Here is a 12580-nt window from a genome sequence, read left to right on the forward strand (position 1 = left end):
ACAAAAAGGCCCTGCAGCTATAGTTGCAGGGCCTTTTTTATAGTTGCTATAGTTTTAGTAGCTAATTCGTGAATAATGTAATCGGCTCTGAAGTTACCACATTACTTTTATTTGGTACAGGAGTGGTTCGATCATAAATAAACACTTCAAATTTAACCACATCACCAACAGCATAATATTGCTCATTTTCATTCGTGATTTCCAGGGCTAGTTTTATTTCACCCTCCAGCGGTTCTTTCCTATCGTCATTACTTATTCTCGGGAAACGACCACTTAAATCTGTTCCTGTCGGAAATATTAACTCTTCGAAAACAGGATCACCCGGATTGTTAGGATCTGGTCTGGCTCTAAGCACTTTAATAATAAAATTCTTCTCGTAGGGAGAGCCCTTTTGAAATGGGAAATTATAGTCTTCCGACTTATCATCTGAAGATAAGCCCAGATTTCCATCGCCATCCTGAAAACCGATAACTAAAAAGAGGCTATCTTTTTGTACTCCCAATGCATCATGGTCATACTGTTCTACTCGTTTAAAAGATATCTGGGGCTCATCGGGGTAGTTGGGCTCTTTGCGGCACGAGGCTAGTGTAAGTACCAGTAGCAGGCAGGAGAGGCTATACTTTAGCATATAGTTCATACAGCAAAATCAGAAAAATGAAGCTAAATTTACTAAATCAAACGATTAGATATAGGATTTGTTATAAGTTTATTTGATGGATTTCAAGGCGCAGTTTAAACAACAGTTACTCGGGCAACCTACTGATTTTACCCAGATGGCACTTAAGCTGTTCAGGTACCAGGCCGAACACAATGTTGTTTACAAAGAGTACGTAAATAACCTTAACGTTGAGCCAGATCAAATAAATTCGTTAGCACAGATCCCTTTCTTACCTATAGAGTTCTTTAAGCAGCAAAAGGTTGCAACTGGTACTTTTGAGCCCGAAGTTACTTTTTTAAGCAGCGGTACCACCCAACAAACACGCAGCAAACATTACGTTGCCGACCTGCAGTGGTACAACCAGGTTACAAGGTATATTTTCGAGCATTTTTACGGACCGCTGGAGCAATATGTGGTGCTGGCGCTTTTGCCATCTTACCTGGAGCAGGGAGGCTCCAGCTTGGTAGCGATGGTTGATTTTTTCATTAAACAGACAGGCCAGACGGAAGAAGGCTTTTATTTACATAACCATAGCCAGTTGCTGCAAAGTATAGCTTCGGCTAAAGCACGTGGTAAAAGAGTGTTGCTGATAGGGGTGAGCTATGCGTTGCTGGACTGGGCCGAAGAACTGAATGGAAACTATAGTTTTGAAGGCGTAACTATCATGGAAACTGGCGGCATGAAAGGGCGTCACCGCGAAATGGTGCGCGAGGAGCTGCATAGTTACCTGAAACAAGGTTTTGGCGTAGATGCCATCCATTCAGAATATGGCATGACCGAGTTACTATCGCAGGGCTACTCCAAAGGCGAGGGCATTTTTTACCCCGGCCAAACCATGCAAATCCTGCTTCGCGACCTAAACGACCCCTTTGATATTGGTAGCCACCACCGCAGCGGCGGCATTAATGTTATAGACCTGGCCAACATAGATTCCTGCGCTTTTATCGAGACCAAGGACATCGGTAGATTTAAGGAAGATGGCACCTTTGAAGTGCTGGGCCGCTTTGATAATTCGGATATCCGGGGCTGTAATTTACTTATTGCCTAACATCTTTCTGCCCCTACCTGCGTTTAAGCCTGCCATGGGATATTTTGTATTGATACTTTTTTCAGCGGTTTTAGTCTTTGTGTTTTACAGATGGGCTACACGCAAATCACGGCGCAGGAAAGCGGTACTTGCCTCCGAGTTTCCGGGGGAGTGGCGTAAGATATTAAATGATCGGGTAGGTTTTTATCACACCCTGAAGACCGACGAAGAGAAACAACGCTTCGAAAAGCTTATCCAACTGTTCCTGTCCGAAAAGCGCATCACCGGCATAGATGTAAAGATAGACGACCTGACCAAAGTGCTGGTAGCAAGCAGCGCCATTATCCCTATTTTCGGCTTCCGCGATTGGGAGTATCAGAATTTAGGTGAGGTGCTGGTGTTTCCGGGAAGTATAAAAAAGTATAAAGACCAGAAAAGCGAGGCGGTAACAGAAGTGTTGGGCCGTGTAAATCCTTTCCAGAACGATCATTATGTTACCTTATCAAAACCGGCGCTGGAGCGTGGCTTTAACGACATGGCTGACCGCAAAAATGTAGGCATCCACGAATTTGCCCATATGCTCGACCAGGCCGATGGTGAGATTGATGGCGTACCCGAAGCTTATTTGCCGGATGAATGGGTGGAGCCATGGCGGGAACTGATGTATCGGAAGATCAAAAGTATAAAGCGGGGCGAATCAGATATCGATGATTATGGCGCCACAAGCGAAGCCGAATTTTTTGCGGTAGTTACCGAATACTTCTTTGAGAAACCGGATAAATTAGCTGAGAATCACCCAAGACTTTACGCCTTGCTGACCAAAATATTCCAGCAAAACCCGAAACGCAGGTTCCGTATCAATTTCAGGGAATTACTAAACCCGTATGGCAAACGATTGGGCCGAAACGAGCTTTGCCCTTGTGGCAGCGGCGAGAAGTATAAAAACTGTTGCTTGCTGAAGAAACAGGCTGCTTAAAAATAAATGGCTGGCCCGAAGCTTTTAAACTTCGGGCCAGCCATTTATAGTTGCAACTATAACTATGCAAAACAGACTATCCCCTTGAGGGGATTATAGGGGTGTTAATACAGCAGGTAAAAAGCAATTATTATTTTCCTTGCAGCATACCCGTAAATGAAAACACCCCTCTGCGCTCCCCTCAAGGGGAGAATTTGCTACATTGAAATGTCCTAACCCCTCGTAGGGAGGGCTGAATGAAGGCACAATCAAAGATCTTTTGTCCTTTGTCTAAATATCCTTTGTCTTTTATTTAACTGGAAACTATAGTTTACGCTACTACCGGTCGGGCATAGGCTTTGGCATCTTCCAGCGTAATTTCATTGCCGCTCATGATTACCAGTCGCTCTACCACGTTACGTAGCTCGCGCACATTCCCTCGCCAGTCCAGGCCTTGCAAATACTGCATAGCATCGGAAGCTATAGTTTTAGGTTTGTTGCCATAGTCATTGGCAATGTCGTTCAGGAACTTGCTAACCAGGTCCGGTATGTCTTCGCGGCGCTCGTTCAGTGGTGGCACATGTATCAGGATAACGCCCAGGCGGTGGTACAAGTCTTCACGGAAATTTTTGGCTTCGATCTCTTCCAGCAGGTTCTTGTTGGTTGCCGCAATCACACGCACGTCCACCTGAATGTCTTTATCGCCACCTACGCGGGTAATTTTATGCTCCTGTAACGCACGCAGCACTTTGGCCTGGGCCGAAAGGCTCATATCGCCCACCTCATCCAGAAACAAAGTACCACCATTCGCCTGCTCAAACTTACCGATGCGCTGCTTAACGGCTGAGGTAAACGAGCCCTTTTCGTGGCCGAACAGTTCACTCTCGATCAGCTCACTTGGGATGGCGGCGCAGTTTACTTCTATCAGAGGGCCATGGCTACGGTTGCTGTGTTCATGTATAGAGCGTGCTACCAGCTCTTTCCCCGATCCATTTGGTCCGGTTATCAGTACGCGGGCATCGGTAGGGGCTACTTTTTCAATAGCCTGTTTTACACGACCAAGTGCCCCCGAAGTACCTACCATTTCATAGGTTTTAGATATCTTCTTTTTCAGGATCTTGGTTTCGGTTACCAGGGTGGCTTTATCCAGGGCATTGCGAACAGTTACCAGCAAACGGTTAAGGTCGGGTGGTTTCTGTAGAAAGTCGTAGGCGCCTTTTTTGGTGGCTTCCACAGCAGTGTCTATCGTTCCGTGTGCAGAGATCATGATGAACGGGGTGTCCGGGGTAAGCTCCATGGCTTTTTCCAGTACTTCCAGGCCGTCCATGCCCGGCATTTTTATGTCGCAAAGCACTACATCGTACTTGCTTTTGCTCAGGAGCTGTAGTCCCTTTTCACCGTCTTCGGCTTCGTCAACGGCATAATTCTCAAACTCCAGAATTTCCTTCAGGGTACTACGGATGGCCCGCTCATCATCTATAATCAGAATTTTGGGCATAGGTAGATTCAGTTTAGGTTATCAGGCTAAATTAAAAAATAAAACAGCCACCGGCAAGGTGGCTGCTGCACTTGTACGTGTATAAAACTGATTTAGCTATACTTATAGTATGGGCTTATTTAGTAAATGTGATAACACTATAAAGTTCAGGCTCTAGGAAATAACCCCCCGGGTGGCGGGCAGTATAATCAAAGTTTATCCAGAGCTCATCGTTGGTCTCATGGAAATGGATCTTGCCGCTGTTTACTTCATCCGGGAACAAGGTGCGCACCACATGGCTCACTGCATCTATGTCGTCTGACTTACCAACTTTTACTTCGGTATACATATGGCTTTCTGAGATTACTACGCGGGCTTCGCCACCAATAGCCATCACCGACGAGGCCATCAGAATCGCATAATCATCACAGTCGCCGGCCAGCAGTTCCATACTTTCAACCGGAGGCGAGTAATAATCCATGTTAATAGGGTCGTTCACGTATTTCCAATTCAGGCGGATATGTTTGAACAGCGAAAAGTACCGGGTTAGCTTGCCATATTTGCGGTAATACTCATCGTTAAAGTAGCGTGTCGAGTTTTCTACAGCAAAGTTGCGCAGCTTCGGGTGGGTAGGTTGCATGGTATTTTTCACGCGCTCCTCCTGAAAGTAGGTACCCTTTACCGGCTTAAAGTATGATACCTTATGCGGATTGCTGGTCATGTTTACCAGAGCAGCATTATATTCAGAATAAATATCGCCGAAAGTTATGCCCGGAAAACTGCTGTTGTACAGGAACACGCCCATAATTGTGAAGAACGTGAATACGATAAGTTTTGGGCTGATGCGGGTAACGATAACTGACACCGCTGCAGAAACCATAAGCCACAGTAAAAAGTGCAGCTCATAATCCATCGACTTATAAGGTGGTACATAAAAGCTGAGTAACACCGCCATCGGGAACACGATGATGATCTGAATAAACCGTACGGCAAATTTTAACGCCGACGAGGCTTGTAATAACTGCGCCATAAATTTTCCCCTCTCGCTAAAACGCTGTCTTTTAGAAGCTATGCCTCTTCACCAGCATGTCTGTATTCTCCTAACGCAAAATCCGGGCCTTTTTGCTCCCGGCAGGTGCAAACTTTTTTATAAAATTATCGTGCACCTATCCTGTTTTTAAGTTAGAAAATATTTTTAACTATAAAAAGAATTTTTGGACAAAGTGATGAAAATCTTTATTCTGGGAGGGGAGTAAACGTGGGTAATTTAAACTATAAAGGCAGCCCCATCTCTCAGGCTGCCTTTATAGTTACTATTTTTATTTTTTACTGAATTGTTGTACTAAGCCTAAGAAAGAAATTTGTAGAATACGTTTTACAAACTATAGCCAACTTAACAAAAATACAGATCAACCAATACTCTTACTGATACTGGATGTAAAGTGGCTTTGGTGTAAGGGCGAGCACTTCTTCAGGCGTCATCAGGCGGTGACCGTTTTTAGTATCGTTTTTATAGAACAGCTTAAAGCCTGTAAACTGCACCGGCTCATTTTTGATGTATCTTCGGTAAGTATCTTTCTTCAGAGCAGGTCCGCCCCAGCCATCCATGTGCATTACTACCTGGTAGCGTGGGTCGAGCTTAATGTTCTGTGTGTTCCGGATCATGCCTTGCGTAAAGCGGTGTACAATTAAAAGTTTAGGTGGCAGTTTATGTTCTGTAACCAGGTTGGCCAGTAAACCTGTCGCGTAATTAATATCTTCGGCATCAAAAGTACCTATTCTGCGGCCCGGCACTCCACCGTTCTTCATCGAAAATTCGGCATCGATGCCTAAATGCACATTGGGCAGTTGCAGGTATTTAACTAATTCCGGCAACTCTTCCTGCAACGTACTCTGGCCTACCTGCACATCCAGGAAAACAATGGCATCGCGTTTTTTTGCCATCTCCAGCACTTCGTCTATCATTCTGTTCGTCATCCGGAGCCTGTATTTGTTGCCGCGGCCCGGCTTACCCTGCGCTGTAACAACTATAGCATGCAAAGCAGGCTGCACCGGTATAGTTGGGTCGGCAGCTTGCCAGTGGGCAACTTCTTCGTCCAGTTTCTGAAGCATTTTATCTTCTGGTAACTCGCCCAAAATACCCATGCGTTTAGACAACGGATTGCCGTAAAATGCAAGAATGCGTTTGCCAGGAAGTATAGCGCCCGGCAATGGTTTTGGGCCCGGGTAAACCCACGATGTATCTGTGGCAGGTGTGATAGCTATAGTTGCCGTGTCTTGTTTTGTTTTGGCTTTAGCTAAGGTATCGGGTGCAGGTGGTGTGGCCTGCTGGGCGGGTACTGCGGCTTGTACGGTCTGTTGTGCTTCGCGCTCCTGCATGCAACTGCTGGCAAGTATAGTGGTGGCACAAAGTATAAAAGGCAGCCGGATATTGGCTTGGGCAAAGGTCGGAAGTAAGCGGGAAAGCATAAAAAAAGTATAAGGGTGTAATCGATGCTTAAATTAGTAAATTAATATTTACCTGCCTACACCTATAGTTATATTTTTAGTTAATCGACAGCTGGCTGTTTTGTATGGGTATAGTGCCTTTTCAGCCACTGGCTTAAACCGGCAAGTCCCGGAAAAAGTACTCGCTCAGTAATATTGGCCTGGTCCAGTTTGTCGCGAATTTCCCATTTAAGTTTAGCAGGTATAATTACTCTGAAGTATAGTTCCGGGTGTTGCAGCAGCCACTGGCTCAGTTCGGCTTTTACATCCGACATCATAGAGAACAACGCAAATTGCTGTACAATGCGGGCATCCAGCGAAGGTGGCTCCAGAAACAGTACAAACTCCTGTTCCTGCAAATTGCCCAATGTTTTAAACGACGGACAAACAGGAGCCAGTATCTCGGGGGTAAATACGCTGGCACCTTCTTCGTCTACGGCTTTGCGCAGTTGGGGCGGCAGGCATTGCTTTGATTTTACATAGTCTACGCACCAAACTGCACCATCCTCTTCATACTTATCGAGCAGGTCGGTTACAAAATGCAGCGCTACATAAGGCGAATAACTCCAGTCTAAAAGGCGGGTGGGCAGACCGTGATGCTGGGCCATGGCCAGCCAGTTCCAGATGGTGTCGTCCTGGGGGGCGGTACCGTGGGCGTATTTCCTGAAATTGCGCAGAATATGTGGCTCTAACCGTTCGTATTGTGGGCCGATGCGTGTAATGCTCGTGCTCAGGTCATATGATTTGTTCCAGCTGCCCCGGTACACATAACTAGATCTGAAGCGCCCCAGGTTTGGATCCCAACTATGGTCGAAGAGGGCAGCCTGTAACTCAAGCCAGGTATTTACAACTATATCAGTTCCTGCGTGCATCATTGGGTAGGGTTTTGTTATTCTTACAGAAATAAATGTAACAGGTTTCAGTTGCGTTGTTAGGTGTAAGATACAGGAAATTTATACTTTTATATGCACTTATACAGATGCCCTATGATCAAAATTTACCATAATACACGTTGCAGCAAAAGCCGCTGCACCCTCGACCTGCTGAAGGAACATAACCAGGAAGTAGAAGTAGTAGAATACCTGAAGCAAACACCCTCCGTAGATGAGTTGAAAGAACTGCTGCAGAAGTTGGGAATGAAACCTGAAGAACTTGTGCGTAAAGGCGAAGCTGTTTATAAAGAGCAGTTTGCAGGCAAGAGTTTATCAGATGAGGAATGGATACAGGCTATGGTTGCTAACCCGGTTTTGATTGAAAGACCTATAGTTGTAAGAGGTGACAAAGCTGTTATTGGCCGTCCGCCAGAGAATGTTTTAACTATTTTATAGGGCACTATTGTCATTTCGAACATAGTGAGAAATTTGAGCCACAGATTAATGTTGACTTGCTTGATTAACAGGAATTTAGACCTAGCAACGTGCGCAGCTCCTGCCAGCGTCTGATTTTATAGTTTCACATTTGTCATCCTGAGCGAAGTCGAAGGATCTTATATGTCCTTTAGTTTAATTCACTCTTATCTTAACCAAGCCTTAGTTTCAAAAATTCTTTATTCCTGGGAGCTTTAGTTACTCATCGTTTCAAGTGAGCTTTGGCTCCCTCACGGCCGGGAGGCCCCGTCTTCGGGCATCGCGCTGCTGCCTTCTTGCTATCCTCCTTCGTCGGATTGCCTGGCGGCACCGCAACAAGTCAAAGGCGCTCAACCCAAAGACTGCGATCTTTCTACTATATACCGCTTAACTATAGTTTGAAACGGTAAGCTCCGAAATTGATCGTGGCTATAGTTTCGTAGGGACAGGTCGCGACCTGTCCGATCGTGGACTGCAACTATAGAACTATACTTACAACTATAGTAGAAGCAGAAAGTCCCCCTTTGAAGGGGGCAGGGGGATGACAATCGGCAACTATAAAACTATAGCAACCACCTAAATCCCGAAAATCCAATCTAATCCTGTAAATCCTGATTCAGACAACTAATAAAGTCTACTTCCTAACCAACTCCTTCACCACATTCGCTAACTCCTCTGTAAGCGCTCTTCTCGAGAAACGGGTATGATTGATAAAAGGCAGGTCTAAATTCGGATTTATCTTCCATGCTTTGCTCATCAGGGTCATGTGGTCCAGCATCAGGTCGTAGGCGGTGTAGTGGAACAAGCGGCCGGCGCCACATTCGTCTATGATCTGGTCCATGGCAGAGTGTACGGGACCAAGCGCAACTATAGGTTTGTTGGATGCCAGATACTCAAACAATTTACCAGGTACGTTGGCGTACACACTATCTACTTCAGCAATCGAAAGTAACAGCATGGTGCTTTCCATCATATGTTTGATGGCTTCCTGGTGCGGTACGTAGCTGATGTACTCGGTTATCCCTTCCAGGCCAGCTTTGGTAATGCGCTGCTTCACACCTTCTGATACCTTGCCAACAAACCGCAGTTTATAGTTTATTTCGCTGTGCGTTGAAAGTAAATTGGCAATCACCTTCAGGAAAACATCAATGTTATACTGCTCAGTAATGGTGCCGGTGTAAGTTATCAGAAACGTGTCCTCAGGTGGGTTGCTCTGGAAAACGAAATCGTCTTCGTCGTAGCCGTTCGGGATAACGTGAATTTTATCCTCGTGTATGTTGGCCGGCTTGTTCAGGAACAGGCGTTTGGTGTCTTCGCTGGTAACTATAATAGCATCAGCTTGCTCTAGTACCTGGCGTTCATACTTTTCATCCAGGCGTTTGGCAATAGGCGTGTGTAACAGCTGGTCGTAATAGTGTATGTTAGTCCATGGGTCGCGCAGGTCGGCTACCCAGGGCAGTTTGTATTTCTGCTTTAACTTAAGCCCGATGAGCTGCGTAGAATGCGGCGGACTGGTGGTAAGTATAGCGTTATACTTTCCGGCAACTATAAGTTCTTCGGCTTTTTTAAGGGCATGCTTGTTCCAGCCAACACGGGCATCAGGTATAAATAAATTGCCACGCACAAACTTAAAAACCTTGTCTACAAAAGTGTCTTTGGTTTTCTGGTTGGCAAAGCCGCTGTAAGGTATTTCCTTTTTGCCGGATAGCTTTTTATAGTATTCAAACGGCTCTGATGTAGCAGTTTTGTATACTTCTAACCCTTCTGGAATTTCCTTTTCAAAAGTTGGGTCCAGAAGGGCGTAAGAGGCCTGTTTTTCATCAACGGTAAGTACACCGGTGGTAACGCCAGATTGCGGCAGGTATTTGCAGAACTTTAAGCCACGCTGCACGCCCGGACCACCAGACGGGGGCCAGTAATAAGAGATGTATAGTAAGTTTGTTGAGTCGGTCTTTTCCAAAGCGATGAATTGCTTAGCTGTCGTTTCAAATATAAGAAATATATATACTAATTATGCCTTTACGGATTGTCTGAACCAGCGATTAAAAGGATTGGTTAGTTTAGTAAGGTTGGTCAGGTGCTATACAGGTTGATTTGATGAACTATAGTTTTATAGTTTGCCACAATGCACAAAATCATATAAATCGCACAAATCATTTTAATGACTGTCCCTGACAAGTAAAAATTGTTTATTTTTGTAGGTAAATCCAGAAGAAAGAGATGTTTGATAATTTAAGTAACAAACTAGACCGCGCTTTTAAAACGCTTAAAGGCCAGGGTAGCATTACCGAGATTAACGTTGCTGCAACTATAAAAGAGGTGCGCCGCGCCCTGGTTGATGCCGACGTAAACTATAAAGTTGCCAAAACTGTAACCGATAAGATCAAAGACGAAGCCATGGGCCGCGATGTATTAATCGCAGTTTCTCCGGGCCAGTTAATGGTGAAAATCGTGTACGAAGAGCTGACCGAACTGATGGGCGGCGAAAAGCAGGACATCAACATCAGCGGTAATCCGGCTATTATCCTGATCGCGGGTCTGCAGGGTTCTGGTAAAACAACCTTTACCGGTAAACTGGCCAACTACCTGAAAAAGCAAGGCAAATCTGTAATGGTAGCTGCCTGCGACGTGTACCGCCCAGCTGCGATTAACCAGCTACAGGTTCTGGCCGAGCAGGTTGGCGTAGAGGCGTATACCGAACTGGAAAATAAAAACCCTGTTCAGATTGCGCTTAATGCCATAGAGCATGCCAAAAAAACAAACAAGAAAGTAGTCATCATTGATACCGCCGGTCGTTTGGCCGTGGATGAAGCGATGATGAAAGAGATAGCCGAGATCAAAGCTGCTGTTAAGCCAACTGAAACCCTGTTTGTAGTTGACTCGATGACAGGTCAGGATGCGGTGAACACAGCCAAGACTTTCAACGACCGCATCAACTTCGATGGGGTAGTGCTTACCAAGTTAGATGGTGACTCTCGTGGTGGTGCGGCCCTTTCTATCCGTGCTGTTGTTGAGAAGCCAATCAAGTTCATCTCTACGGGTGAGAAAATGGAAGCGCTTGATCTGTTCTACCCGGATCGTATGGCACAGCGTATCCTGGGCATGGGTGACGTTATCTCCCTTGTTGAGCGTGCGCAGCAGGCATTCGACGAGGACGAGGCGAAGCGTATCAACAAGAAGATCCGTAAGAACCAGTTCAACTTCGACGACTTCCTGACACAGCTGGAGCAGATCAAAAAGATGGGTGATATCAAAGACCTGGTTGGCATGATACCAGGTGTTGGCAAAGCCCTGAAAGATGTAGAGATCGATGACAACGCGTTTAAGCCAATCGAAGCCATTATCCGATCGATGACACCAGCGGAGCGCGAGAACCCGGATATGATCAACGGCCCGCGTCGTGCCCGTATCGCGAAAGGTTCTGGTACCGATATTACGCAGGTAAACAACCTGATGAAGCAGTTCAACGACATGCGCAAAATGATGAAGTCGATGAACAAGATGGCCGGAACACGTGGCGGTTTAGGTAACCTTGCTAAAATGATGGGTCGCCGCTAATCGGAACTACAAACTATAGTTAAGAAAGGCTGGGCATTTGCTCAGCCTTTTTGTTTGTCTGAACTGCGGGGTAATTTGGATTTGAAGGATTTGTAGACACGCAAAATCTTGCGCCTTTTTTCTATTAAACTATAGGTATTTTTTAGGGTTTGCTTTTGTCTTTGTTTTGAAACTATAGCCGAACTATAGTTTAAACTTGCCCTCGCTCGTCTCTGGCGAGTGTGAGCTACCGGTGGCGTCCCGCCACGTAAATGCACAACTATAGTTTAAGTATAAAACTAGACTATAGACTATAGCTTAAAGCGGCCAGAGTCCGCTAGTAATTCACACTCGCCAGAGGCGGGCGAGAGCGCTTGTCTCTTAATAACAAACTATAGTGTTATGGTTACGGCCATAGTTATATTTGCTTTCCCAAAGCAAAGCCAGTTACAAACTGGCGCTATAGTGCTGTACAAGTTACGCTTCCGCTATTTATCCGGTTCATACTTTTTAATTCGGTAAATCCTGATTCAGACAAAGAAGAAGCAAAATATTGTGTCTCAACAATTCCAATTTAATCCATCAAACCCCCATTATTCCGCGGTTCAAACAATCAATAATTTGTCTTCTCCAATTTCGCTTCCCAGCGGTTAAAGGCCTCTTTGGCGGCATCCGGTAAAAGTTGCTCCATAGGGATGGAGCGGGCAGTTAAGGGCTTATCTATTTCGTCGTAAATAAACTGGTCGTCGAAGCCAATGCGGGCGGCATCAGTTTTTGTGTTGCCATAGTATACTTTTTTGGGGCGGGCCCAATAGATGGCGCCTAAACACATGGGGCAGGGCTCGCAGCTGGTATATAGTTCGCAGTTCTCTAACTGAAAGGTGCCCAAGGCCTGGCAGGCTTTACGGATGGCATCCACTTCGGCGTGGGCGGTAGGGTCGTTGGTGGCGAGCACGTTGTTGTAGCCGCGTGCAATTATCTTTCCGTCGCACACTACAACTGCCCCAAAAGGGCCGCCAAAACCTGCTTCCATCTTTTCTATCGAAAGCTTAATGGCTTCCTTCATAAATTCTTCGCGTTGATCCATGCTTTA

11 protein-coding genes are annotated in these 12580 nt (G+C 45.7%); 4 read left to right on the forward strand and 7 right to left on the reverse strand.

What is annotated here, in order from left to right:
- Positions 1-61: 61 nt before the first annotated feature.
- Entirely contained in the window at positions 62-637 is a 576-nt protein-coding gene (locus tag GWO68_RS08780; RefSeq protein ID WP_162346060.1) for a hypothetical protein, read from the reverse strand.
- A gap of 76 nt (positions 638-713) precedes the next feature.
- Here GWO68_RS08780 and GWO68_RS08785 point away from each other — a divergent pair, with 76 nt between their 5' ends.
- Both GWO68_RS08785 and GWO68_RS08790 read left to right on the forward strand, forming a co-directional pair.
- Positions 714-1706 (forward strand): acyl-CoA synthetase family protein, encoded by a 993-nt coding sequence (locus GWO68_RS08785; protein ID WP_162346061.1) that lies wholly within the window; start codon positions 714-716, stop codon positions 1704-1706.
- Positions 1699-2661, forward strand: a complete 963-nt coding sequence (locus GWO68_RS08790) for a zinc-dependent peptidase (RefSeq protein WP_235942001.1) — start codon at positions 1699-1701, stop codon at positions 2659-2661. Before GWO68_RS08785 ends, GWO68_RS08790 begins: the two co-directional genes overlap by 8 nt.
- Before the next feature lie 310 nt (positions 2662-2971).
- On the opposite strand, the gene GWO68_RS08795 is transcribed toward GWO68_RS08790, so the two are convergent.
- From GWO68_RS08795 to GWO68_RS08810, 4 genes are all read right to left on the reverse strand, one after another.
- Entirely contained in the window at positions 2972-4138 is a 1167-nt protein-coding gene (locus GWO68_RS08795; protein WP_162346063.1) for a sigma-54-dependent transcriptional regulator, read from the reverse strand.
- A 115-nt stretch (positions 4139-4253) separates the two neighbouring features.
- The gene (locus GWO68_RS08800; protein ID WP_162346064.1) at positions 4254-5147 is read right to left on the reverse strand and encodes a transglutaminase domain-containing protein; all 894 of its coding nucleotides are present in this window, start codon (positions 5145-5147) and stop codon (positions 4254-4256) included.
- A gap of 392 nt (positions 5148-5539) precedes the next feature.
- Positions 5540-6586, reverse strand: coding sequence for a hypothetical protein (locus GWO68_RS08805; protein WP_162346065.1), 1047 nt, complete (start codon positions 6584-6586; stop codon positions 5540-5542).
- A gap of 80 nt (positions 6587-6666) precedes the next feature.
- Entirely contained in the window at positions 6667-7479 is an 813-nt protein-coding gene (locus GWO68_RS08810; RefSeq protein WP_235942002.1) for an FRG domain-containing protein, read from the reverse strand.
- A gap of 111 nt (positions 7480-7590) precedes the next feature.
- Here GWO68_RS08810 and arsC point away from each other — a divergent pair, with 111 nt between their 5' ends.
- Positions 7591-7932: an arsenate reductase (glutaredoxin) gene (arsC, locus tag GWO68_RS08815; RefSeq protein ID WP_162346066.1), complete on the forward strand. Its 342-nt coding sequence runs from the start codon at positions 7591-7593 to the stop codon at positions 7930-7932.
- A gap of 652 nt (positions 7933-8584) precedes the next feature.
- Here arsC and GWO68_RS08820 read toward each other — a convergent pair.
- Positions 8585-9910 (reverse strand): glycosyltransferase family 4 protein, encoded by a 1326-nt coding sequence (locus GWO68_RS08820; protein WP_162346067.1) that lies wholly within the window; start codon positions 9908-9910, stop codon positions 8585-8587.
- A 260-nt stretch (positions 9911-10170) separates the two neighbouring features.
- Between GWO68_RS08820 and ffh the strand changes: the two genes are divergently transcribed.
- Positions 10171-11508 carry a signal recognition particle protein gene (gene ffh, locus GWO68_RS08825; protein WP_162346068.1) on the forward strand — a complete coding sequence of 446 codons (1338 nt, stop codon included), beginning with the start codon at positions 10171-10173 and terminating at the stop codon, positions 11506-11508.
- Between the two features lie 592 nt (positions 11509-12100).
- On the opposite strand, the gene GWO68_RS08830 is transcribed toward ffh, so the two are convergent.
- Positions 12101-12574 carry a nucleoside deaminase gene (locus GWO68_RS08830; protein ID WP_162346069.1) on the reverse strand — a complete coding sequence of 158 codons (474 nt, stop codon included), beginning with the start codon at positions 12572-12574 and terminating at the stop codon, positions 12101-12103.
- Positions 12575-12580: the final 6 nt, after the last annotated feature.

The organism is Pontibacter fetidus, from assembly GCF_010119545.1.
Classification (GTDB): Bacteria; Bacteroidota; Bacteroidia; order Cytophagales; family Hymenobacteraceae; genus Pontibacter; species Pontibacter fetidus.